Genomic DNA, 21,332 nt, shown 5'->3' on the forward strand with positions numbered 1-21,332 from the left:
ATGAAGATCCGTGGCTCGCTCTCGAGGGCGGAAATCGACGACTATCTCGACGAAGAGACGATTCCGCTTCGCCTCGCCTGTCACACGCCTGCAGATCGTCTCTGGATGCTCTCGCTGTGGTTCCAGTACCGCGACGGCGTCTTGCAGTGTGCGACCGGCGCGGACGCCGACGTCGTCCGGTACCTCGAGCACGATTCGAGCGTCGCGTTCGAGGTTTCGACCAACGATCCCCCGTACGCCGGCGTCCGCGGGTCGGGGACGGCGACGATCGACCCGAATCCCCAGAAAGCGGTCCTACGCGAACTGCTCGAGCGATACCTCGGCGGGACGGACTCGAAACTCGCGCGTTCGTTGCTCGAAAAAGATCGTAACGAGGTGACGATTACCGTCGATCCCGACGTCGTCTACGGCTGGGACTTCAGCGAGCGGATGGCCGACGCGGTCGAGTAGTTTTCACCTCCCGTCAGTCCGTCCGCGGAATGGACCGAGCCCCCAGTGTGAACGCCAGGACGGCGAGGGCGGCGAGGACTGCGAGGTTCCCCAGCGCGGGATCGACCCCGGCGACGCCCGCGGTGCCTGACGCCGCCTCGGGGTACGTGACCGCGCGGACGCCGCGAGCGAAGTACGTCAGCGGTGAGAGGTTCACGACCGGCTCGAACCAACCGGGAAGTTGCTCGAGCGGGACGAACGTCTCGGAGAGAAAGAGCAACGGCAGACCGAGCGCGTTACTCGCGGTGATGGCGCCGTCCTGGGAGTCGGTGTAGCTACCGATCATGGCGCCGATGCCACAGAAGCAGACGACGCCGACGAACACGTACGGAACGATCAGCGGCGAGTAGACGATGTCGGCGCCCGTGAGGAGAACGACGAGCGCGAGGATCAGCAGGCTCGCCAGGCCGATGATGATCGCGTTGACGACAGTCTGGCCGATCAGCCACTCGGTGCGCGAAAGCGGCGTCGTCGCCAGCTTCTCGAAGCGGTTCCCCTCGCGCTGGCGGGCGACCTCGCTCCCGAGCCGCGAGAACGGCGTGAAGAGGACGACGACGGCGAGGTAGCCGGGGACGTAGTAGGCCGCCGGCTCGGCGAAGAGGCCGCCGCCCGTCGGATCGGTGCGGACGAGGGCGCCGAAGATGACGATCAGGATGACGGGGAAGAAGAACGTGAAAAACACGGCGGTCCGCCGTCGGGTGAACGATCGCCAGTCGGCGCCGGTTTCGGCCCGGAGGCGGGCGAGGCGGCTCATCGAGGGTCACCTCCTCGGCCGGGGGTCTCGTGATCCCTCTCGTCGGTTGCGGCGGCGGACGCGTCGTCGACCGTCTGGAGGGAGCCATCAACACGCTCGAGGCGCCCTCCGCCAAACCTCCCCGGGGAGCCACCGTCGGTCGCCACCTCGTCGCGCGCTCGTCCGTCCCGTCCCGGTTCGCCTCCGTCGCTCACCGAGCCACCCTCGAGGTTGCCCGCCAGCGCCAGGTAAACGTCCTCGAGGCTCGGTTCGCTCCACTCGAGACCGGTGTAGCTCACGCCCGCGGCCTCGAGGGCGTTGACCACGCGGCCGATATCGGTTGGCGGGAGGTCCTGGACAATGACTTCACCGGGTCTCGAGTCGACGGGGTGGGGCAGCGACTCGAGGGCGTCGGTCGCTGCGGGGACGTCGCTATCGGCTCCGGTGTCGGCGGGCTGCCGATCGGCGCTAGTGTCGGCGTCCCGCCGGTTGGGCTCGTCGCCGTCGTCGCCACCGTCGCCGTCGTTGCCACCATCGCCAGTCGACTCGAGTTCGATTTTCAAACGGCTCGAGCCGCCGTGTTCGGCGACGAGTTCGAGGGGCGCTCCCTCCGCGAGGAGCGACCCGTTCGCGAGCAGGCCGACCCGGTCGGCGAGGCGCTCGGCCTCGGCCATGTCGTGAGTCGTGAGGACGATGGTCGTCCCGCCTGCCGCGAGGCCCTCGAGCAGGCGCCACACGGTTCGTCGACCCGCGGGGTCGATGCCGGTCGTCGGCTCGTCGAGAAAGAGCAGGTCTGGGTCGTTGACCAGAGCCGCGCCGACGCAGACCCGCCGTTGCTGGCCGCCGGAGAGGTTCTCGTACCACGTGTCGCCAGCGGTTTCGAGCCCGACGTCCTCGAGGACGGCTTCGGGGTCGCGCGCGTCGTCGTACAACCCGGCGTAGTACGCAAGCAGTTCGCGCGCGGTGAGTCGATCCGGCGGCGAGAAGTCCTGTGGCAGGACGGACAGCCGGTTTCGGTCGACGGTCGACGGCTCGGCGCCGAGGATGGTTACGGATCCCGAGTCCGGGACGGTCGTGCCGGTCAGCGCCCGGACGAGCGTCGTCTTTCCGGCCCCGTTGGGCCCGATGAGGCCGACGACCTCGCCCGGATCGACGGTCAGCGAGACGCCCGAGAGCGCGACAGTTTCCCCGTAGGATTTCTCGAGGTCGTCGGCGTCGACGTCGACGATTGGCTCTCTCCCGTCGCTCTGCCTCCCGTCCGTCCTGAACCGGCTCATACGAGCGCGTAGCCAGCGGTCGGGGGTAAGCGGTTCGATTGTGGGCTCGAAGTGCGGGTTTGATTACGGCCTCGAGTGCGTCCCGAGTGCGTCTCGACCCGGCCGTACGACACGTCGTCTACTCGCCGTCCCTGGTTGCTTCGGACGCTGAAAACACCGAATCGAAGAACTTCTGCTCGGCCGCTCGCAGGTGCTGGGTGAACGTCGCCGGCGAGATGTCGAGGCGCTCGGCGACCTCCTCGCCCGTGCTCGTTCGCGGCCACTCGAAAAAGCCCGACAGGTAGGCCGTCTCGAGGGCCTCGTACTGTCGGTCGGTCAGCTTCGTCTCGAGCAAGCCCGGGCTGGGAATCGACGGACTCGAGCGGTCGGCCGTCCGCTGGGCGGCGTAGGTCGCCCCCGGGCAGATCGACTCGACGGTCTCGATGACGCGCGCCGTCTCGCTCTGCTGGGAGAGTTCGATGACCAGCCGAAACGTGCCGTCGTCGATCCGGGCGGACTTGACGCGGCCGCCCCGGGAGGCGACCGTCTCGAACAGCTCGATATCGCCCGTCTTCGTGAGTTCGAAGTCGTACTCGTTTCGCCCGGGTGTGAGGACGCGAAACTCCTCCAGGTCGTCCGTGCGGTCGATCGCTGAACCCAGCTCCTCGTGAGCGATTCCCTCGGCGGAGCCGTAGGCCAGAATGCGACCGCCGGATCGGATGAACTGCTCGATCGAGACCTCGGCTGACTCCCTGGCCGTCGCCTCGACGAGCGGTTCGATCGCGCCCTCGACCCGGAACTCGAGTTCGAGGACGGCGTCCGAGAGGAGCGCGTCCTTTCGCTCGAGCGCCGCGATCGCGTGTCCGATGACGTCGCCGAGCCGACCGAGGAGCGTCTGCTCGTACTCGGTAAACGCGTGTGGTCGAGACGAGTACACGTTCAGGATGCCGTACCGGACGTTGTCGTGGAGGATCGGGATCGCCGCCGACGATCGGAACGAGCGCTCTCGTGCCGACTCCCGCCAGGGTTCGTAGGACGAGTCGCGCTCGATGTCTCGAACGACCTGAATCTCCTCCGTCTCGATCGCGAGGGCGGTCGGTCCGCTGCCGTGTTCGCCGTCGTCGGTAATCGTGATCTCGTCCAGGTAGCCGTCTTCGACGCCGGCGGCCGCCCTGGGAACGACCTGGGGGCCGCCGGGGCTGACGTCGCCGATCCAGACGAATCGGTAGGCGTCGTCGGCGGCGAGCCGATCGCAGACCGCCTGCTCGAGCGCCTCGCGGCTGCTGGTCGTGATCGCGTCGCGGGTAATCTCTTGGCCGATCCGGTTGAGTCGGTTGAGCGCCTCGAGTTCCTCGCGTCGGCGCTCGCGCTCAATGAGTTGCTCGTGGCGCTTGATGGCGTGGGCGATCGTCCGGACGAGCATCGGGCTAGTTACCTCGTCTTTCACGAGGTACTCCTGGGCACCTCGCGAGATGGCTTCGATCCCCGCGTCGCTGTCTTGCAGTCCGGTCAGGACGATGACCGGGGCCGTCGCGTCACTCTCGAGAACCGCCGTCAGCGTCTCGAGTCCGGCGCTGTCGGGGAGGTTCAGATCGAGGAGGACGACGTTGATCGGGGTGGCCGATGCGGATGCGGACTCGGATGCGGACGCAGGGCCGGTCGGAAGCGTGGCCCCGGAACCGTCCCCGTCGGTCGACGACGTGGCGTCGGCGTCAGGGGAGTCGAGATACGCGAGGCCGTCCTCGAGTCGCGTCTCGTGGTGAACGACCGGTGTCTCGCCGCTCGAGGGGTCCGATCCGAGTCGACGGTTCAACTCCTCGACACCCGAGAGCATCTCCTCGATGAGACGGGCGTCGCCCGGATTGTCCTCGATGAGCAGAATTTCGAGAGGGCCGTCTCCGCTCATTGTTCCTCCGCTGGCGGTAGATTGACGACCGACAGCCAGAAGCTCTCGAACGACCGGACGATCTCGATGAACTCGTCGGGGTCGATTGGTTTCGTGAGGTAGGCGTTCGCGTACTTCTCGTAGGACCTGACCACGTCCTCTTCGGCCTCGGAACTCGTCAGGACGACCGTGGGAATGCGCCTGAGCGTAGGGTCGTCCTTGAGTTCCTCGAGCACCTCTTCGCCGTTTTTTCGGGGCAGATTCAGATCGAGCAGGATCAGATCGGGACGGGGGGCGTCCTCGTAGCCCTCTCGCCGGTAGAGGAACGACAGCGCGTCGACGCCGTTACGGGCGACGTGAATCGTGTTATCGATTCGGCCCTCCTTGAACGCTTCCTTGGTGAGTCGGACGTCGCCGGGGTTGTCCTCGACGAGCAGTATGTCGATCGGGTCAGAGTGCATGAGTAGTGTCCTCGTGTGTATCGTCGTTCTCGTGGTCCCGTTTCCGTTCGTCGTGGTCGGCGGCCGGGAGCGTGAACTGGACCGTCGATCCCGTCTCGAGCGTCGTCTCGATCCCGGTATCGCTCACCGAGATGGTCCACGCGTGTCCGTTCCGCGTCGCGTCACTATGAATTCTCGGTGTCTCGGTTTCGACGTCCGTGATCGCGGTGTCGATCGGGTTCGTCAGGAGGCGTCGCGGCCGGCGTTCGTCACTGGCCACCGTCGGCAGTGATGCGACCGCCGGCAGCGACGCGACCGTCACCGCCCCATCGCGCTCCCCGGTCATCACTTCCGGTTCGACGACAGTCTCCCGTCGATCCAGGTGAGCGCCCGGTCGCCGAATGCCTGCTCCCTGCTCGCCATCGCTAGCGTCGAAAAGGTGATCTGCTCGGGTAAATGTAGCGGTCGAGACAGTCTACTGGTCGCTCATCGGGAAAATACCGACAGCGAAACCGTCCGCTCGTCCTCGAGGGCGCGCCGGATCCGCGATCGATCCCAGCCCAGGGCGCCGGTGACGCTCTCGGCCGCGCGGATCAGCAGGGTCGCGTAGTAGTCGACGTCGTATCCGTATCGCTCCTCCCCGGTGGAGTCCGCTACTGCACGCTCACGGCGTGTATCCGCATTCTCGAAGGCGAGGCGTACGCACTCTTCGGTTCGCGTCGCATCGTCATCGACGACGACGTACTCGACGGTCTGCCCCGGCCGACGGGGGACGTCGTGACGTTCGTACCGGCGCAACGCCCCCACGACGTGCGTCTCCTGGCTGTACGCCTCGAGCCGTCTCGAGCCGCGTTTCGCGATCACCAGGTCGTCGCGGTCGACCGCGCCGCGACGGAGGTCGCCCAACCGACGGGCGAGGTGGTCACAGACGGCGGCCGGGTCGCGGGTCTCGTCGAGCACCTCGAGAAACTCGCGCTGGCAGTCGGCCACGAACGCCGGCGTGTGGCGCTGCCGGCACTCGAGGCCGCGGACTTTGAACTCGCCGGTCGTCCGTTTGCCGACGTACTTCGTGAGTGCGCCGGCGCCGGCACTAGCGCCAGCCCCAGCGCCGGCGGCAGCACCGATCGTGGTTCCTGAACTGCTTCTGCTCCCACTCCGGCTTCCGCGCTCGCGCTCGCCACCGCTCGACCCCCGCAACGGCACGAAACACACCCACTCGTAGCGTCCGTCGTGCTCGATGTCGATGCCAACGTCGCGGCTAATCTCGGCGATCACACCCTCGAGCGGATCGGGCTCGTCGACTCGCGGCGTCACCCAGAGGCTGTCGACGATGCCGTGGACGATCCGCCAGCCGGCGTCCTCGAGGCGTTCCTTGGCCCGGAGGGCGATCTCGCGGGCGTGTGCGTTGATCGCTTCGTGGCACTCGATGCGCCCGAACTTCGCGTTGCGGTAGCCCTGGTAGCCGAAACAGGAGACGAGCACCCACTTGATCGCGCCGGATTCAGCACGCAGCCGAGCAGCCTCGTCCTCGCTAGGATCGTCGCGCAGTCGGCGCTTGCAGGCCGCCCGACGGTCGAGCAGGGGGCGCAACACCGTCGGGAGGAAGCCGTCGGTCCCGCAGACGTCGTACTCGAGTTCGGGAACCTCTTCGTCCTCGCGGCCAGTTCCGAGGGTCGGACGGACGTCCCAGCAGGTACCGTCGCAGCCGACCGTCTCCGGGCTCACGTTGTGTCGGCAGATGATCCGTGGGTACAGCGACGCGAAGTCGAGTTCGTGGACGTCCTCGTGGAGGCCGACCTCGGGGGCGAACGTAAATCCGCCGCGGTCGGCCGCGTGGAGCGTTGAGACGTCCTTGAACGCTTCGGGCTCCCACTTGTTGAGCGGGGCCGGGACGTCCCACGCCCGCGCCTCGCGGATCTGGATCGCCGTCAGCACTGACCCGATACTCGCCCAGGCAGCTTCCTGGAGGGGTTTTCGAGACCGCTGGACCAGGTATTCGAGGCCGGCGAGCCCGGACTGGTGCCACAGGAAGCTGTTCGACCGGTCGACGATCGCCCGGCCCGGAACCCGGTATCGCGCCGGGGAGTGGCCGACCTGCCCGTAACTCGCGTACGTGCTCTCGCCCGCTAGCTTCGTCCAGCCAGGGAGTCGTCCGAGGTGGACGCCCTCGAGGCCCGCGTCGGCCGCCGCCCGCTCGACGGTCGGTACGAGGTCGCCGTGGCTCACCACGAGCACGTCGGGGTCGCGGCGCTCGAGTCGCCGCCCGAGCGACCAGAGGACGTCCGCTGGATCGCCCGTCACCGACTCGCCGTCGATCTCGAGGCTCGAGAGGTCGCCCGACGCGAGCGCCCGGTCGTCGATTCCGATCTCGAGGGTCCGGAGGGACCGGTTCGGCGCGGGGTCGACTCCCTCGTCGACGCAGTACCGAAAGCCGGGCGTGAGGTCGACGTCGAACAGGCGGAGCGTCCCGGGGGCGTGGTGCTCGCGACCGTAGACGCCTCGAATTTCCGCGGCCAGCGTCCGAACCTCGTCGACGCGCTCGAGGCCGACGCGGAGCATCCTCGAGCGATCGTCGGCGTGGTGAGCGTGCAGGCTCGGGTACCGATCCTCGAACGTCGTCTCGCACACTTTGGGATCCGAGGCGAGGGCGTCTCGGAGCTCCTCGAGGGCCTCGAACGAGCCGTCGACGAACAGCGCGGGGACGTAGTCAGTACGTTCCTCGAAGGTCGCGCCAGGAAGGTCGTCGTCCGAATCGCCGTCCTCGCCCTCGAGCGTCCACTCCCTGACGAGGTCGTCCTCGAACTCGAGAGTGAAGGTCACGGCCGGTCGCCCTCTCCGGTGGCGACGCTCGATTCGGTGTCAGTGTCACTGTCAACCTCGCCCTCGAGCGCATCTAGTGCCGACTCGAGCGTCGCCACCCGCGCCTCGAGCCGCCGGATCGCCGTCTCGTGGGCCACCAGCAGCGACAGCACCAGCGCTCGTTCCGGGTCCGCCGCGTTCGCGTACCCCGCCGCGTCGGCCACGTTCCGCGCCCGCTCGAAGAGCCGATCGAAGTCGGCCTGGCGCTCCCGGCGCAACGCACGACGCATCGGCTTCCAGTCGGCCTCCAGCCGCCGGAGCGCGTCGCGGTAGGTAGGGTTGGTTCGCCCCATCAGGTGAGCACCCCCTCGAGCGGGTCGATCGACGGGTGGTCGGTCCCCGTCCCGCACTCCCACGGCCGCTCGAGCGCTTCGGCCCCGAAGAGCTCGACCCAGTAGGGAATCGTCGTCTGCCAGACGGGACCGTGCCAGTAGCCCATCGTCTCGAACCCCTCCCCCTCGAACCGCAACCCCTCGCGGGTGCGCGTACACTCGATGACCGAGTCCGCCGCGGCCTCGAGGCGCTCGAGGGTCGCCCCGGGGACGTCCGGTCCCGCCGTGATCACGACAGGGCACTCGAGGCCGCGACCGAGTTCGCCCAGGACGGCGAGCGTCGACGCGAGCAGATCCGTCCGCTCCCACTCGCGGAGGTCGCCGTCCTGGTAGAGCGAGGCGACGTTCGGCGCGACCACGAGCGGGGTGTCGGCGTCGGCTCGTCGCACGACAGCCCTGACCAGCGAGTGGTGCTGGTAGACGGTGAACGCCCGCGCGATCCGCAGTCGCTCGAGCGCCCGGCCGGAGCCCGGTGCGCACTCGTAGAGCGCGTGGGTCGAGGCGACGTTGCCGGCGTCGATCCAGTAGGCTCGACCGCGGAGGCCGTCCCCGGTCGCTGATTTCTCGGCCGGGCGGTCCGTCCGCCCGGGAGACGCACGGACGTCGGCCAGATACTCACAGACGAGTCGGTGAACCGCGGCCGACCGTCGTGACGGCGTTCGAAGCAGCGTGAGTCCGGACTCGAGCGTCGAATCGTGTGTGATTACCGTCATGGCTATCCGATCGGTCGAGAGCGGCCGGGATAACCATCGGGGGGTCGTTTCCGAAATTTCCGATAACTGGTGAAGTGCTCATATCGCCTCTTCCGAGGGTTCAAACGCGGGAAACGGAGTTTCCAAAATCGTTTCCGAAACTCGAGGGCAGTCGTCGACGAACCGGCGTAACGGCTAACTGGGAAACCAGCGTAACGGCGAAACGGCGCTTTGTGGACCTGACGCCCCGACGACGAACTCGAGGCGCCCGGCGAACCGGCACCCGTCGACCGCCGATTCCGGCGCCGTTTTGTGACCGTAGCGGCTACCCTCGAGCATGCCAGACGAGACCGACCCCGAACCCACGGTGAACATCAGCGGCGGCGCCGACGGCGGCGGTACGGCAGCCACCTTCGATCCCGCGACCGCGGACACGCGGGCCGAACTCGTCGTCGACCGGTTGGGGGAGCGATACTGGCAGAAGACCTACGGCGGACAGGACGCCTTCGAGTGTCTCGTCCGGACGATCCTGAGCCAGAACACGAGCGACGTGGCGAGCCAGCCTGCCCACGACGCCCTGCTCGAGCGATACGGTGGTCTGGAGACGGACCTCGCGGCCGCGCTCGCCGACGCCGAACGCTCGGAACTCGCGGAGACCATCCAGCCGGCCGGGCTGTACAATCAAAAGTCGGAGGTCATCCAGACCGCCGCCGACTGGGTCCTCGAGCGCTGGGGCTCGGCCGCCGCCTTCGATGCGTTCGTTCGCGAGAGCGACCCCGCCGAGGTCAGGCAGACGCTGCTCGAGGTCTCGGGCGTCGGCCCGAAGACGGCCGACTGTGTGCTCCTATTTGCCGGCGGCCGGAACGGCGTCTTCCCCGTCGACACGCACGTCCACCGCATCTACCGTCGGCTCGGGATCGCCCCCGCCGATGCCGACCACGAGGGGGTTCGCGAGGTGCTCGAGCGGGACGTGCCGGCGGAAAAGTGCGGCTTCGGCCACACCGCCAGCATCCAGTTCGGTCGGGAGTTCTGTACGGCGCGCAAGCTGGCATGCCTCGAGGACCCCGAGGCGTGCCCGATGGCCGACGTCTGCGACCAGGTCGGCGTCTACCCCGAGACGGGCGAGGTCGTCGACCCGGCGGACGCTCCGGAGGCAGCGGACGAGGGACCCTGACGTCCGACCGTTGCTCGAGTCTGCGGTGTAATTCGTACATTCCCATTGGTTTGGTCGGGATAATAATTAGGTGTCGTTCACTTCAGTATGTGAATCGAGAGAGGGAACGCCGTAAGACAACGTCCCCAGGGCCGTCGCCCGCACGCCCCCCGTTCGGACTTTATTTTGTAGGACAAATTCGTGTAACGCGTCTCACAAGCCTTTATTGTCTATTCCAGCATAGCAACTGGTCCGTCACACGATGTGACTGTCTCCACAGCTGATACACATGACCGCACCATCATCAACCCACCCCGGTACGCCCGCTGCAACCGTTCCACGAACGACCTCGTTCACCCACGACTGGGCGGACGGCGACGACGACCTCGCGACCAGGGTCGTTGAGGCCGTCGCCGAGATCACCGACCAGGACGAAACCCACGTCGAGCGCCTCTACGACCGACTCGATCCGGACTCGCTCAACAGCCTCTTTTCCCGGACCGACACGAATCGGTACGCCGCAGACGGCCTGGTGATGTTCACGCTCGAGGGGTGTACCGTCACCGTCTACGGCTCCGGGCTGGTCGTCGTCCAGCGGGCCTGAGAGACGAGCGACTCGTCGCTCTCGTCACGAGCGTGAGCAGCCCGCTCGAGGCAGGGGAGAGGACGTCAATTCGCGAGCAAGACGACGGCGAGGACGGCGAACCCGATCCCGGCCACGTTCTGGACCGTCAGAGATTCGCCCAGAGCGACGACGCCGATGATCGCCGCGACGACGAAGTACAGCGCCGAAATGGTGGCGACGACGCCGACCCGCCCGGCGCTCAGGCCCGCGTAGAACGCGACGGCACCGACCCCGGCGAAGACGCCGGCCGCGAGCGCGTAGGTGACGCCCGTTCGTTCGAGCGCCAGCGGTTCGTTCTGGACGGCGACGTAGCCGAGAGCGACGAGAACGCTCGCGGCGTAGGAGAGGATCATCGCGAGTTTCGGGTCGATCGTCCGGGTCGCTTCGTTCGCGAGGACCGTCCAGAGGCCCCAGGCGCACATGGCGAGGACGGCGAGGGTGATCGCGTGCTGGCTCATGGTCGTAGGGGGAACGGGGCAGCACCAGTAGTTTGCTGTCCGACGTCGCTCGAGCGATCTGGCGTCGAAGCCCCTCGATCGGTCTGCCATCGACATCTTCGAGCACGTCCGAAATCGACGTCCTTCGGGGGTCCAGTATAGACTTTCTCGAGCATCCGGCATCGACGCCACGACACGACGTTCGGGCCGGTTCCCAGTCGGTGGGAATCTGCCGTTCGTTCATGGGTCGCTCCGAAATAGCGCTAGACAACCACAGACGGCCCGGCGGTCTACCGACCGCCGACCGTCGACGATCCACCGATGAACGAGACACTCGTCACCCAGACCGACCAGGAAGCGACCGACCAGCGCGACAGGACCGGGCAGACCGACCGGACGACCAGCGACGCTCGAGTTCGGACGTGTCCGGAGTGCGACGGGCGAATCGCACACGACGCGGAGCACGGCGAACGCGCGTGTGCCGAATGCGGGCTGGTCCTCGACGACGACGAGATCGACCGCGGCCCCGAGTGGCGGTCGTTCTCCGACGCGGAGTCGAACGCGCGAAGCCGCGTCGGCGCGCCGACCAGCGATCTCGTGCACGACAAGGGACTCAGCACCGTCATCGACTGGCGTAACGAGGACGCCTACGGCAATCGTCTCTCGTCTCAGAAGCGGGCACAGCTCCAGCGGCTACGAACCTGGGACGAACGCTTCCGGACGAAGAGCGCTCAGGAGCGAAACCTCAAACAGGCGTTCGGGGAACTCGAGCGCATGGCGTCGGCGCTCGGGTTGCCGGACCCGTGTCGCGAGACGGCTGGCGTCCTCTACCGGCGGGCCGTCCAGGAGGAACTGCTCCCCGGGCGATCGATCGAGGCGATGACGACCGCGTGCCTGTACGCCGCGGCTCGACAGCACGACACCCCGCGCACGCTGGTCGAGTTCGAGACGGTCAGCCGGGTCGAGAAATTGCCGATCCAGCGGGCCTACCGGTACGTCTCTCAGGAACTTGGGCTCGCGATGGAGCCGGCCGATCCGGTTCACTACCTCCGTCAGTACGCCTCGGACCTCGAGGTCAGCAGCGACGCCGAGCGCCTCGCCCGCGAGATGCTCGAGACGGCGAAGGAACGCGGCGTCCACAGCGGGAAGAGTCCGGCGGGGCTCGCGGCCGCGGCCGTCTACTCCGCGTCGCGTCTGGCGAACGAGACAGTCACCCAGTCGACCGTCAGCGACGCCGCGAACGTGAGCGAGGTCACCATCCGGAACCGGTACCAGGAACTGCTCGAGGTTTACGGCGAACACGATGACGGATAGATGCACCAGGCACACCTCGAGCGACCGATCCTGCGTGCCCTCGAGGAGGGGTCGTCAATGCACGTGATCGACCTCGCCGAGCGTCTCGAGGCGCACCCGGTAACAGTGGACCTGGCGTGTGATCGCCTCTACGAGGAGGGCTGTTTGGCTCCGTCCACCCAGGGAACGTACGCGGTTACCGACCGCGGACGGCGGCGACTCGAGGCGAGCGTCGATGGATGAAACGGCGCTCGAGGGAGTGTGTGGTTGTTCTCGCTCACTTCCTCGTACCGAGTCGTGAACCGAAAACGAGCCCAGGCGAGCCACTTATACTCTTCCGCCGGCAGATGCAACTATGGGTAGCCGCCCCTCGCCCCCCACCGAAGCGCAACTATTGCTGGTCGAAGACAATCCCGGAGACGTGCGTCTCATCGAGGAAGCCTTCCGTGACGGCCACATCGCCAATAACCTCCACACCGTCACCGACGGTCAGGCAGCGCTGGACTTCATCCACCGCCGCGGTGAGTACGAAGATGCACCTCGTCCGGACCTCATCTTGCTGGACCTCCATCTGCCGCGAGTGGACGGCGAAGACGTGCTTCACGAGATCAAATACCACGAAGAACTGGAAGACGTCCCGGTCGTTATTCTGTCGGGAATGGACGAAGACCTCGTCAAGTCGCGCGACCTCGACCACGATGCGGACGAGGATGCGGTCCTCGAGAAGCCGGTCGATCCGGGCGAGTTCGTCGACGTGATTCGCGAGTTCGACGACTTTCACCTGTCCGTCGTTCGTACCGACGAGAACTGAGACGTCGAGAGAGTATCGTCGAACGCTCGAGCAGATCGCTGCTTACCACGCGCCGTCTTCGGTGTCGTCTCTCGAGCGTCGAGGAAACCGACGGAATCCCTCTTCCCTCGAGACGCCATCACTCCCTGAGCGACCGAACCGAGTCCGGCGCCTCGTCGACGGTCGCCGTCATGCGCTCCTCGACCGTCGAGAGCCCGTACCGGTCGACGTACTCGACCAGCGCGGGGTGACATCGGCCGTGGACGTCGACGACGCGGTCTGGCCCGAGCGGGTCGAACAGCCGGTGCTCGAACGCGAACGCCGGTGCCGCCACGATGTACGTCGCCGTCGCCTCCACAGAATCCCCGCCAACCGTCGCCGACTCGAACTCGAGGTCGCGGTCGGTTCGACGCCAGCGAACGCGCCCGCCGCTGAGGTGGCCGAAAACCTCGAGGTCGGGGCCGGGTGTCGCCAGGCTCTCGAGCAGGGTGGTGACCTCCTCACCGTCCAGTTGGGCGGTTCGGATCTCGTTGTCGAAGGGGACGGCCGATCGGAGGTCGCCGACGGTTACGTCGCCGGATAGCGGTGGCCCGGCCCGCAGAGACATCGCGTTGTACACCGCGAGATCGGCGCCCGCGGCCCAGCGGATGGCGTCGCCGACGGTGTTGCCGACCGCGCTCTCGGGGTAGCACTCGGCGACGGTCCGGGGAATCGGCGCCTGCGCCTCGGCGACCGGTTGCTCGAGGCCGAGGTTGGCCCGCAGGTCACGGTAGGCGTCGGCCACGTCGGTCGCGACCGGGACGTCGGTCACGTCGTGGAGGTCGGCTGTCGGGCCTTCGGGAGTCAGCTGCACCTCGGCCAGCAGGCCCCCACGCTGGCCGGGACGGACCACGAGGGTGCCGTCGACGCGCTCGGCTCGAACGTCGTGGATGTGCCCGCCGAGCACGAGGTCGACGCCCTCGAGTCGGGCGATATCGTCGTCGGCGTGGCCGGCGTGGGAGAGGACAACGACGGTCTCCGCGCTGCGGTCTGCCAGCGCGTCGACCGCCCGCTCGACCGCCGGAACCGGGTCCTCGGCCGTCAGCGACTGGGTGCACGGGTGCGGCCGAACGGTCTCCGGATCAGTGACGCCGACGAAGCCGATTGGAGTGCCTCCGACGGATCGAAGGGCGGTCCGTTCGACGCCCCGCTCGCTGGCGAACCGCTCGCCGGTCGCCGACTCGAGGAGATTCGCCGTGAGCCACGTCTGCGGGGAGTTCGCGACGACGGACTCGAGGGCGTCCCGGCCGTTGTCGAAGTCGTGGTTGCCGAAGGTCGCCAGGTCGGGTTCGACGGCCTCGTAGAATCGTTCGACGTGGCGTCCGCGCGTCTCCATCGAGAGCAGTCCCGGCGCGGTGGTGTCGCCGGTGTCACAGAGCAGGGTCTCGTCGTCTCGGTGCTCGCGGATCAGGTGCGCGAGTCGGCCGAGGCGAGTGGGGTCGTCGTAGGCGTTCTCGAGGTCGGAGTAGTGGAGCAGTCGGGGAGCCATCGCTTCGGGGTCGCTCGAGGTTCGTCCTTCGGAAGGGTAATTCTACCGGCGTGTTTCGGTTTTCGGTACTCGGTATCCAGCACTCGGCGCTGACACCCGAGCGTCGAGTTCCTAGCCGCTCCAGCGCGCGTCCGCGAGCGTCCGCTGGACCACGTCGTTGCCGACCGCCTCACCCAGCGTCTCGAACCCGGCCCGCTCGCTCCGGTCCTCGGCGTTAGCCACCAGTCGCGAGACGATGAACTCCGGCGTCGACCGGCCCACCGTCCCGAATCGGGGCTGGTAATCGACCAGCAACTCGAGGTCGGGGTTCAGCCCCTCGGCGAAGATGCCGTCCACCCTGGCCTCGGGCGGCAGGGGCTCGAGGTCGTCCGCGAGGTGGGTGACGAAGACGCCCAGGGCGTCGCGCTCGACGGTCAGCCGGACGAGCCCGTGGAGCAAGTCGGCGGCACTTCCGGGTTCGGTGATCGCCTCGAACTCGTCGACGAGCATGAGCGTTCGGCCGCCGCTCGAGAGCGGCGGGACGATCGATCGCAGCGTCGACTCGAGGACGCCGGCGTTGAAACTGGCGTGCCGGCGGTGGAAGACGAGCGCGTCGACGGGCGTCACCTCGGCGCGGTCGGCCGGGACGGGCAGCCCCATCGTCGCCAGCAGGACGACCTGGCACAGCGTCTCGAGCAGCGTCGTCTTCCCGCCGCTGTTGGCGCCGGTGAGGACCGCAACGCGTTCGTCAGCCGGCAGTTCCTCTGCCGTGACGGGGTTGCTCCTGGCCTCGAGTTCGATCCGGGTCGCGGCGTCGGTATCGCCGTCGGCATCGAGTTGCTCGACCCCCTCGGCCTCGAGCGCGTCGCCCGTCACACCGTGCTCGCCCAGCGCGTACGTCACCGGCTGTACCGACTCGCCTCGAGCGGCCAGCGCGACGTTCGTCGCCCGAACGACGGAAACCGCGGCCTCGTCGCCCGTCCGGAACGTCGGCCGGGTGCAGTCGTACGCCAGCGCGAACCGGGCCAGCGAGAGGTGGAAGGCGATGTCGTCGACGGCCCCGACCGCCTGGTCGACCGCCTCGCGGGCGTCATCGAGCGTGGCCTCGAGGTCGCTTCGAACGGTCGCCTCGCGCTCGTCGACGGCGCTCGTGAGATCGGATCGCAGGCTCCGGAGGGTGCCGCCGACGAAGTCCGTTGCGTCCGTCGCCTCGGTCGGCATGGCCTCTCGGACCTGGTCGATCGTGACCTGCGTCTCGGAGAGCAGTCGATCCTCGAACGCGTCCTGGAAGGCGGTCACGTCGCCGACGCCGTCCGAGCGCAGGTCCTCGATCACCTGGAGGGCGTTGGCGTCCATGTCCTCGACGGCGCCGAGCGCCGAGCGAAGCCGGTCGAGTTCCTCGTCCGCCCCCTCCTGGACGCGGTCGTCCTCCCCTTCGAGCGCGCCCAGCGCCGCGGCGGCCGCCTCGAGCGCGTCCGTCTCGAGGTCGGCGATGGTCTCGAAGGGGCCGGTCTCGACCCCGGAGTCACACAGCGCGAGCGCGGCCTCGACGGCGGCTCGCTCGCTCCCGTCGCGGTCGTCGTAGCGGGCGTAGGCTTCAAGGACGGTCTCGCGGTCGTCGTCCGCGAGCGATTCCCAGGCGTCTCGGGCCGCGAGCACGTCGTCGAGTCGGGCCTCCATCGCCTCGACGCTCGTCAGGGGCGTGAGCACGCGGATGCGGTCGGCCGCCCGGTCGGTCACGGCGTGGTCGACCGCCAGGTCGAGGAGCTCCTTGTACGCCGCCCGGGCGTCGCTCGTCGCGAGCGTGTCCATGCCGTCCCCGCCGGTCGCTCGTCGAAGGATTCGCGTCGCTCGCCCCCTGGAGAGGCCGGCGTCGGTCAGCGCCCGCACGTCGCCGCCCTCGATCGCCCTGATCGCCCGCTCGGTCCCCAGCGTTTCGGTGAGGGCTTCGCGGGTCTTCGGCCCGACGCCCCAGTACGCCTCGAGTCGCATACCTCTCGGTTCGAAGCGAGGACCGTAAAGACTGCGCTCGCCGGCGGGTATGCAACTGACGCTCGCCGGCAGGTGTGCAACCGACGCTCGTCACCGGGTATCCAACCAACGCTCACCGCCCAGTATCGCAACCGGCGGGATCGACCGTTGGGACAAAGTATACAACCGCCATCCCGCTAGCCCTACTGTGGAGTCCCCGTTCGACGTCCTGCGAATCGAACCCGGCGCGGACGACGCGGCAATCGAACGCGCGTTCCGCCAGCGGGTGAAGGAAGCCCACCCGGACCACGGCGGGTCGACCGTCGAGTTCAGGAAAGTCCACGCGGCCCGCGAGCAACTGCTCGTGGGCGATACCGGGCCGCTCGAGCGAAGCGATTTCGACGTAGACCCCGGGACGAACGGCGCGGCAGAATCCGACGACGACTCGAACACCGCCGAGGTCACCTACCTCAACTACGACGCCCTCACCGACCACGGCTGGGCCCTCGAGGACGACGCTCTCCTGGAGAAGGCGGCCGAGGCCGACCTCGCCTCGAGCGACTACGGACGCGTCCAGGTCGACCCCAGCGAGACGTTGCTCGAGGCCGCCGAGGACGAGGGATTCGACTGGCCCTACGCCTGTCGGGGCGGCGCCTGTGCGAACTGCGCCGTGGCGATGCTCGAGGGCGACCTGTCGACGCCGGTCGATCACATCCTGCCCGAGGAGATGGTCGACCGCGGCATCCGCCTCTCCTGTGTCGGCCGGCCGCTCACCGACGACGCGACCGTCGTCTTCAACGTCAAGCACCTCCCCGAACTCGACGAACTCAGGTTGCCGCCGCGGCCCTTCGAGTGACCGGCGATCGTCTGCGGTTCGTGGTCGCTCGTTCGTCTGCTCGGCTGACACTATAGATTATATAGTCTATAGCAAATGGCCCCGACGTGATTGCAGGCACAGCGACGCGCTCGAGAACAAATCTGAACTCCTCCCCACCACATCCGACGATCACGTGTTCGAACGGTCGGTCCCCTTCCCCGGCGTCGCCGTCACCGCAGTCGATCCTGGAGCCGATTCTTCGCTTCCGTCCGGCGTTTCTGAGAGAACTGTGGGCGCTCGGAGGAGAAATCGACCTCGATTTCGTCGAGCGTTCGCCGGTAGATATTCGTCCGGCGCCCCTCGTTCGAGAGCTGTCGTCCCTCGCACTCGAGCAAGCCGGCGTCGACGAGTTCCTCGATCCGGCGATAGCAGGTCGCGATCGGGACCTCGATGTCCTCGCTCAGGGCCTGTGCGGATTTGGGGGTGCCCGCTGCACAGAGAATTTCCGCGCTGTACTTGCTGCCGAGGGCCGACAGAAGCGCATCTGATTCGCTATTCCGTTGTTCCGTCCAGCCACCACGTGTCATCATTGTCTTCGCTATGTGAATTATAAGAATTGAATCTTGTGGCTGTTTCTACCCATACAGTTATATACTTGGGTGCGAGGTGACGAGCAACCTTTCCACCAGCGGTCCCAACCACGGGTATGAACGTCGCGGTCGTCACAGTTGGAGACGAACTGCTCGCCGGACGGACGGCGAACACGAACGCCACCTGGCTCTGTACCCGGTTCGACGAACGAGGAATCGACGTCGAGCGCGTGACGACGCTTCCGGACCGCGTCGGCGACATCGCCCGCGTCGTCAACGAGTACCGGGCCGAGTACGACGCGGTCGTCGTCACCGGCGGACTCGGCCCCACCCACGACGACCTCACGATGGAGGGCGTCGCCGCTGCCTTCGGCCGGTCACTCGAGCGCAACGACGAGGCCCTCGCCTGGCTCGAGTCCGAGGGCGGGTACGCACGCGAGGACCTGACCGCGGGGACGGCCGACCTGCCACGTGGTGCTCGTCCCCTCCACAATGTCGAGGGGGTCGCACCCGGGTGCGTCGTCGGGTCGGTGTACGTTCTCCCGGGGGTGCCCGCGGAGATGAAGGCGATGTTCGCGGCTGTCGTCGACGAGTTCGACGGAGAGCCTCGGCACCGCGAGGTCGTCGTCGCCGACGAACCGGAGAGCGCACTCGTCGGGCGACTCGAGGCGGTCCAGGAGGAGTTCGACGTGGTCGTCGGCAGTTACCCCGGCGAGTCCGTTCGGATCACTGTCCAGAGCCCCGACCCGGCAGTCGTCGAGGCGGCGACGGCGTGGCTCCGCGAGCGCGTTCAGGAAGTCGAGGAAGTCGAGGAGTGATCAGCGATACAGGTACAGTGCCCAGAACGCCGTGATCAGGAGACTGACGACGAGAACGGTCCAGCCGGCGATCTCGATCGGAAAGTCGCTCGAGGCGAGTACGACGTGCGTGAGGTCGACCATGCGCATACCTGTGTCGTCGCCCTTCTTAACTGTTCAGAAAGCGTCCGGGGTCTCGAGTGACAGCACAGGTCGTCGACAGCCGAGTCGCACGGCTTTTTTGCCGCGCCGTCGATGACCGACCATGGACACGCTCGGGGTCGTCGTCAATCCGATCGCCGGCATGGGCGGCCGCGTCGGACTCAAGGGAACCGACGGGAAGATCGCAGAAGCGCGTCGTCGCGGGGCCGAACCTCGCGCGCCAGAGCGGGCGGTCGAAGCCCTCGAGGCGCTCGCACGCCGCCGGCCCGATCTGACGCTCTACACCGCTGCGGGCCCCATGGGCGAGGACGCGGCTCGAGCAGCGGGGTACGACCCAGAGGTGGTCTACGAGCCGTCGGGCGTTCTCGGTGGGGGCAGTGAGAGCGATGAAGACGATAGGGGCAATGAGGACAGTGAGACGAACGCCCACGGCGATTCGCCGGAGACGTCGGCCGACGACACGAAAGCCGCCGTCCACGCGTTCCTCGAGCGCGACGTCGACCTCGTCCTGTTCGTCGGCGGAGACGGGACGGCCGTCGACGTGGCCGAGGTGCTCTCCGAGGCCGACGAGAGAGAGACGCCCATGCTCGGCGTTCCCGCCGGCGTCAAGATTTACTCCTCCGTGTTCGGCGTCACGCCGGCCGACGCGGGGCGGATCGCCGCCGAGTTCGACCGCGTCGAGGACCGCGAGGTCAACGACATCGACGAGGACGCCTACCGCGAGGGCGAGGTCCGGGCCGAACTCCGGGCGGTCGTCCCCGTCCCCGTCGCGAGCGGCGTCCAGTCGAGCAAACAGCTCTCGAGCGGCAGCGTCGACGCGCTCGCGGAGGGGTTCGCCGACGAGGTCGACCCGGAAACGACCTACGTCTTCGGGCCCGGAAGCACCGTCGGCGCGATCGAGTCCGCCCTCGGAATCGACCCCTCGCCGCTGGGCGTCGACGTCTGGCGCGGCGGCGAGGTGCTGGCCCGCGACGCGAGCGAGTCAGAGATCCTGGCGGTGCTCGAGGAGCCCGCGGTGATCGTCGTCTCACCCATCGGCGGCCAGGGGTTCGTCTTCGGGCGAGGAAACCACCAGCTCTCCCCCGCGGTGATCGAACGAGCGGAAGTCGAGGTGGTCGCCAGCGACGACAAACTCGACGGCGTCGGTCAGCTACGGGTCGATACGGACGACGAGGCGATCGACGAGTCCCTCCGCGGGTGGATGCACGTTCGCACCGGTCGGTTCACGACGCGGTTGCTGAAGGTGGTCTGAGCGGGCGTCGGGTCCGAGTCGCTCGGCTCGACGAGGCGTATAAGGTCGCGCTCGAAGGGACCGAGAGACACTAGCACACATGGACAATCTGCAACGAATAATGGATGTATAGTCAGGACTAAGGTGAGACAGCGCCTACCTCGTGCCATGGAGACGCGGAAAGTTCAGCGGCTCGGGCCGTCGACCCTGGCGATGACCCTCCCGGCGGAGTGGGCCAGCGAGCACGGCGTCGAGAAAGGCGACGAAGTCTCGCTGCGGATGGGTGGCAAGGGAACGCTGACAGTGATGCCCGAATCGGCGAACTTCGGGGAGACCGAGGCCACCATCCGAACCGACAACCTCGACGCCGACGCGGTCGAGCGTGCCATCGTCGCCCAGTACGTCCTCGGGCGACGCGTCATTCGCATCGAGTGTACCGACGGCGCCCTCGAGTCCGCCCACATCAACGCGGTCTACCGGGCGGAGACCCAGCTCATGGGCCTGGGCGTCATCGAGGAAACGCCCGAGAGCATCTCGATCCGGTGTTCGGTCGACCCCGAGGACTTCACCCTCGACAACCTCTTAGAACGCCTCGAGCGAACCGGCCGGACGATGCGCGGAGAGGCGATCAAGGCGCTCGCTCACGGCAATCCCGACCTCGCCCAGCGGGCGCTCAATCGGGAGCGCCAGGCCAACAAGATCTTCGTCCTCCTCTTGCGTTTGATCTTCACGGCCTACCAGAATCCCACGCTCGCCCGTGCCGTCGGCCTCGAGTCGGGCTTCCCCCTGATCGGCTACCGGTCGATCGCGAAGAACCTCGAGTTGACGGCGGACAACGCCGAGGACATCGCCGACATCGTGATGGAAGCGGAGGGCCACACCCTCAACGTCGAGAAGTCGGTGATGCGCGAAATTCGAGAACTCACGGAGGCCGTCGACGAGATTACGGCCCTCGCCGTCGAGTCGGCCGTCGAGCGCAACTACGACAAGACGATCGAGGCCCGCAAACTGTTTCACGACATTTCCGACCGCGAGCGGGAGATCCTCGCGGACCTGCCCGAGATGCAAAACGAGGACCTCCTGCAGGTCAGGGAGGTGCTGGTCAGCCTCCAGCAGACGGCCCAGTACGCGATTCGGAACGTCGAGATTGCGGCGAACCTGGCGCTGAACGAGGAGTCCGAGCACACGACGATCACGTAGGCGAGTCTCGCGAGCGTTCGAGCCTCGCGTGTTCGAATCGCTCGAGTATCCGAGTCTCGTGAACCCCGCAGCC

General features: G+C 67.4%; 23 protein-coding genes. 10 read left to right on the plus strand and 13 right to left on the minus strand.

Annotated elements, in window-relative coordinates; translation table 11 throughout:
• Window positions 1-450 carry a pyridoxamine 5'-phosphate oxidase family protein gene (locus ACFQS4_RS20220; RefSeq protein WP_500195965.1) on the plus strand — a complete coding sequence of 150 codons (450 nt, stop codon included), beginning with the start codon at window positions 1-3 and terminating at the stop codon, window positions 448-450.
• 13 nt (window positions 451-463) lie between these two features.
• On the opposite strand, the gene ACFQS4_RS20225 is transcribed toward ACFQS4_RS20220, so the two are convergent.
• From ACFQS4_RS20225 to ACFQS4_RS20260, 8 genes are all read right to left on the minus strand, one after another.
• Complete coding sequence (locus ACFQS4_RS20225; protein WP_500195967.1) at window positions 464-1,243, minus strand: ABC transporter permease; 780 nt, start codon at window positions 1,241-1,243, stop codon at window positions 464-466.
• Window positions 1,240-2,499, minus strand: a complete 1,260-nt coding sequence (locus ACFQS4_RS20230; RefSeq protein ID WP_500195969.1) for an ABC transporter ATP-binding protein — start codon at window positions 2,497-2,499, stop codon at window positions 1,240-1,242. The genes ACFQS4_RS20225 and ACFQS4_RS20230 overlap by 4 nt, the downstream gene beginning before the upstream one ends.
• A gap of 118 nt (window positions 2,500-2,617) precedes the next feature.
• Entirely contained in the window at window positions 2,618-4,384 is a 1,767-nt protein-coding gene (locus tag ACFQS4_RS20235; protein WP_500195972.1) for a bacterio-opsin activator domain-containing protein, read from the minus strand.
• Window positions 4,381-4,824 (minus strand): response regulator, encoded by a 444-nt coding sequence (locus ACFQS4_RS20240; protein WP_254157651.1) that lies wholly within the window; start codon window positions 4,822-4,824, stop codon window positions 4,381-4,383. Before ACFQS4_RS20240 ends, ACFQS4_RS20235 begins: the two co-directional genes overlap by 4 nt.
• Window positions 4,814-5,149 (minus strand): hypothetical protein, encoded by a 336-nt coding sequence (locus tag ACFQS4_RS20245; RefSeq protein WP_500195976.1) that lies wholly within the window; start codon window positions 5,147-5,149, stop codon window positions 4,814-4,816. The genes ACFQS4_RS20240 and ACFQS4_RS20245 overlap by 11 nt, the downstream gene beginning before the upstream one ends.
• 140 nt (window positions 5,150-5,289) lie before the next feature.
• Window positions 5,290-7,623, minus strand: a complete 2,334-nt coding sequence (locus tag ACFQS4_RS20250) for a DNA polymerase domain-containing protein (protein ID WP_500195979.1) — start codon at window positions 7,621-7,623, stop codon at window positions 5,290-5,292.
• On the minus strand, window positions 7,620-7,955 hold the full coding sequence (locus tag ACFQS4_RS20255; protein WP_500195982.1) for a DUF8156 family protein: 336 nt from the start codon (window positions 7,953-7,955) through the stop codon (window positions 7,620-7,622). The genes ACFQS4_RS20250 and ACFQS4_RS20255 overlap by 4 nt, the downstream gene beginning before the upstream one ends.
• Window positions 7,955-8,707 (minus strand): hypothetical protein, encoded by a 753-nt coding sequence (locus ACFQS4_RS20260; protein ID WP_500195984.1) that lies wholly within the window; start codon window positions 8,705-8,707, stop codon window positions 7,955-7,957. The genes ACFQS4_RS20255 and ACFQS4_RS20260 overlap by 1 nt, the downstream gene beginning before the upstream one ends.
• A gap of 316 nt (window positions 8,708-9,023) precedes the next feature.
• On the opposite strand from ACFQS4_RS20260, the gene ACFQS4_RS20265 reads away from it, so the two are divergent.
• Together ACFQS4_RS20265 and ACFQS4_RS20270 are read left to right on the plus strand one after the other, a co-directional pair.
• Window positions 9,024-9,860 carry an endonuclease III domain-containing protein gene (locus ACFQS4_RS20265; protein WP_500195986.1) on the plus strand — a complete coding sequence of 279 codons (837 nt, stop codon included), beginning with the start codon at window positions 9,024-9,026 and terminating at the stop codon, window positions 9,858-9,860.
• 268 nt (window positions 9,861-10,128) lie between these two features.
• Window positions 10,129-10,443 carry a HalOD1 output domain-containing protein gene (locus ACFQS4_RS20270; protein WP_500195988.1) on the plus strand — a complete coding sequence of 105 codons (315 nt, stop codon included), beginning with the start codon at window positions 10,129-10,131 and terminating at the stop codon, window positions 10,441-10,443.
• Between the two features lie 65 nt (window positions 10,444-10,508).
• On the opposite strand, the gene ACFQS4_RS20275 is transcribed toward ACFQS4_RS20270, so the two are convergent.
• Window positions 10,509-10,922: an EamA family transporter gene (locus ACFQS4_RS20275; protein WP_500195990.1), complete on the minus strand. Its 414-nt coding sequence runs from the start codon at window positions 10,920-10,922 to the stop codon at window positions 10,509-10,511.
• 300 nt (window positions 10,923-11,222) lie between these two features.
• On the opposite strand from ACFQS4_RS20275, the gene ACFQS4_RS20280 reads away from it, so the two are divergent.
• The 3 genes from ACFQS4_RS20280 to ACFQS4_RS20290 all read left to right on the plus strand — a co-directional run bounded on the left by ACFQS4_RS20280 (window position 11,223) and on the right by ACFQS4_RS20290 (window position 13,005).
• Entirely contained in the window at window positions 11,223-12,215 is a 993-nt protein-coding gene (locus ACFQS4_RS20280) for a transcription initiation factor IIB (protein WP_500195993.1), read from the plus strand.
• A complete protein-coding gene (locus ACFQS4_RS20285; RefSeq protein WP_500195995.1) occupies window positions 12,216-12,437 on the plus strand; it encodes a transcriptional regulator in 222 nt (73 codons plus the stop codon).
• Window positions 12,438-12,549: 112 nt separating this feature from the next.
• Entirely contained in the window at window positions 12,550-13,005 is a 456-nt protein-coding gene (locus ACFQS4_RS20290) for a response regulator (RefSeq protein WP_500195996.1), read from the plus strand.
• 118 nt (window positions 13,006-13,123) lie between these two features.
• Here ACFQS4_RS20290 and ACFQS4_RS20295 read toward each other — a convergent pair whose 3' ends face one another.
• A complete protein-coding gene (locus ACFQS4_RS20295; RefSeq protein WP_500195998.1) occupies window positions 13,124-14,512 on the minus strand; it encodes a bifunctional metallophosphatase/5'-nucleotidase in 1,389 nt (462 codons plus the stop codon).
• A 111-nt stretch (window positions 14,513-14,623) separates the two neighbouring features.
• Window positions 14,624-16,483, minus strand: coding sequence for a MutS-related protein (locus ACFQS4_RS20300; RefSeq protein ID WP_500196000.1), 1,860 nt, complete (start codon window positions 16,481-16,483; stop codon window positions 14,624-14,626).
• Between the two features lie 187 nt (window positions 16,484-16,670).
• Between ACFQS4_RS20300 and fer the strand changes: the two genes are divergently transcribed.
• Window positions 16,671-17,318, plus strand: a complete 648-nt coding sequence (fer, locus tag ACFQS4_RS20305; protein WP_500196003.1) for a ferredoxin Fer — start codon at window positions 16,671-16,673, stop codon at window positions 17,316-17,318.
• Between the two features lie 191 nt (window positions 17,319-17,509).
• Here the strand turns inward: fer and ACFQS4_RS20310 are convergent, their stop codons facing one another.
• Window positions 17,510-17,866, minus strand: a complete 357-nt coding sequence (locus ACFQS4_RS20310) for a helix-turn-helix domain-containing protein (protein ID WP_500196685.1) — start codon at window positions 17,864-17,866, stop codon at window positions 17,510-17,512.
• A 119-nt stretch (window positions 17,867-17,985) separates the two neighbouring features.
• Between ACFQS4_RS20310 and ACFQS4_RS20315 the strand changes: the two genes are divergently transcribed.
• Complete coding sequence (locus tag ACFQS4_RS20315) at window positions 17,986-18,687, plus strand: competence/damage-inducible protein A (RefSeq protein WP_500196006.1); 702 nt, start codon at window positions 17,986-17,988, stop codon at window positions 18,685-18,687.
• On the opposite strand, the gene ACFQS4_RS20320 is transcribed toward ACFQS4_RS20315, so the two are convergent.
• Window positions 18,688-18,810, minus strand: coding sequence for a hypothetical protein (locus ACFQS4_RS20320; RefSeq protein WP_256548169.1), 123 nt, complete (start codon window positions 18,808-18,810; stop codon window positions 18,688-18,690). It lies immediately after the preceding gene.
• 121 nt (window positions 18,811-18,931) lie between these two features.
• On the opposite strand from ACFQS4_RS20320, the gene ACFQS4_RS20325 reads away from it, so the two are divergent.
• Together ACFQS4_RS20325 and ACFQS4_RS20330 are read left to right on the plus strand one after the other, a co-directional pair.
• The gene (locus ACFQS4_RS20325) at window positions 18,932-20,080 is read left to right on the plus strand and encodes an ATP-NAD kinase family protein (protein ID WP_500196010.1); all 1,149 of its coding nucleotides are present in this window, start codon (window positions 18,932-18,934) and stop codon (window positions 20,078-20,080) included.
• 147 nt (window positions 20,081-20,227) lie between these two features.
• A complete protein-coding gene (locus ACFQS4_RS20330) occupies window positions 20,228-21,259 on the plus strand; it encodes a PhoU domain-containing protein (protein WP_500196012.1) in 1,032 nt (343 codons plus the stop codon).
• Window positions 21,260-21,332: the final 73 nt, after the last annotated feature.

The sequence above is a fragment of the Saliphagus sp. GCM10025317 genome (genome assembly GCF_042663665.1).
Lineage (GTDB): Archaea > Halobacteriota > Halobacteria > Halobacteriales > Natrialbaceae > Natronosalvus.

Bases quoted from the DNA above. Each gene is read 5' to 3' on its own strand.
- ACFQS4_RS20220 (WP_500195965.1), top strand. From the start codon at position 1: ATGAAGATCCGTGGCTCGCTCTCGAGGGCGGAAATCGACGACTATCTC.
- ACFQS4_RS20225 (WP_500195967.1), bottom strand. From the start codon at position 1,243: ATGAGCCGCCTCGCCCGCCTCCGGGCCGAAACCGGCGCCGACTGGCGA.
- ACFQS4_RS20230 (WP_500195969.1), bottom strand. From the start codon at position 2,499: ATGAGCCGGTTCAGGACGGACGGGAGGCAGAGCGACGGGAGAGAGCCA.
- ACFQS4_RS20235 (WP_500195972.1), bottom strand. From the start codon at position 4,384: ATGAGCGGAGACGGCCCTCTCGAAATTCTGCTCATCGAGGACAATCCG.
- ACFQS4_RS20240 (WP_254157651.1), bottom strand. From the start codon at position 4,824: ATGCACTCTGACCCGATCGACATACTGCTCGTCGAGGACAACCCCGGC.
- ACFQS4_RS20245 (WP_500195976.1), bottom strand. From the start codon at position 5,149: ATGACCGGGGAGCGCGATGGGGCGGTGACGGTCGCGTCGCTGCCGGCG.
- ACFQS4_RS20255 (WP_500195982.1), bottom strand. From the start codon at position 7,955: ATGGGGCGAACCAACCCTACCTACCGCGACGCGCTCCGGCGGCTGGAG.
- ACFQS4_RS20260 (WP_500195984.1), bottom strand. From the start codon at position 8,707: ATGACGGTAATCACACACGATTCGACGCTCGAGTCCGGACTCACGCTG.
- ACFQS4_RS20265 (WP_500195986.1), top strand. From the start codon at position 9,024: ATGCCAGACGAGACCGACCCCGAACCCACGGTGAACATCAGCGGCGGC.
- ACFQS4_RS20270 (WP_500195988.1), top strand. From the start codon at position 10,129: ATGACCGCACCATCATCAACCCACCCCGGTACGCCCGCTGCAACCGTT.
- ACFQS4_RS20275 (WP_500195990.1), bottom strand. From the start codon at position 10,922: ATGAGCCAGCACGCGATCACCCTCGCCGTCCTCGCCATGTGCGCCTGG.
- ACFQS4_RS20280 (WP_500195993.1), top strand. From the start codon at position 11,223: ATGAACGAGACACTCGTCACCCAGACCGACCAGGAAGCGACCGACCAG.
- ACFQS4_RS20285 (WP_500195995.1), top strand. From the start codon at position 12,216: ATGCACCAGGCACACCTCGAGCGACCGATCCTGCGTGCCCTCGAGGAG.
- ACFQS4_RS20290 (WP_500195996.1), top strand. From the start codon at position 12,550: ATGGGTAGCCGCCCCTCGCCCCCCACCGAAGCGCAACTATTGCTGGTC.
- ACFQS4_RS20295 (WP_500195998.1), bottom strand. From the start codon at position 14,512: ATGGCTCCCCGACTGCTCCACTACTCCGACCTCGAGAACGCCTACGAC.
- ACFQS4_RS20300 (WP_500196000.1), bottom strand. From the start codon at position 16,483: ATGCGACTCGAGGCGTACTGGGGCGTCGGGCCGAAGACCCGCGAAGCC.
- ACFQS4_RS20310 (WP_500196685.1), bottom strand. From the start codon at position 17,866: ATGACACGTGGTGGCTGGACGGAACAACGGAATAGCGAATCAGATGCG.
- ACFQS4_RS20315 (WP_500196006.1), top strand. From the start codon at position 17,986: ATGAACGTCGCGGTCGTCACAGTTGGAGACGAACTGCTCGCCGGACGG.
- ACFQS4_RS20320 (WP_256548169.1), bottom strand. From the start codon at position 18,810: ATGGTCGACCTCACGCACGTCGTACTCGCCTCGAGCGACTTTCCGATC.
- ACFQS4_RS20325 (WP_500196010.1), top strand. From the start codon at position 18,932: ATGGACACGCTCGGGGTCGTCGTCAATCCGATCGCCGGCATGGGCGGC.
- ACFQS4_RS20330 (WP_500196012.1), top strand. From the start codon at position 20,228: ATGGAGACGCGGAAAGTTCAGCGGCTCGGGCCGTCGACCCTGGCGATG.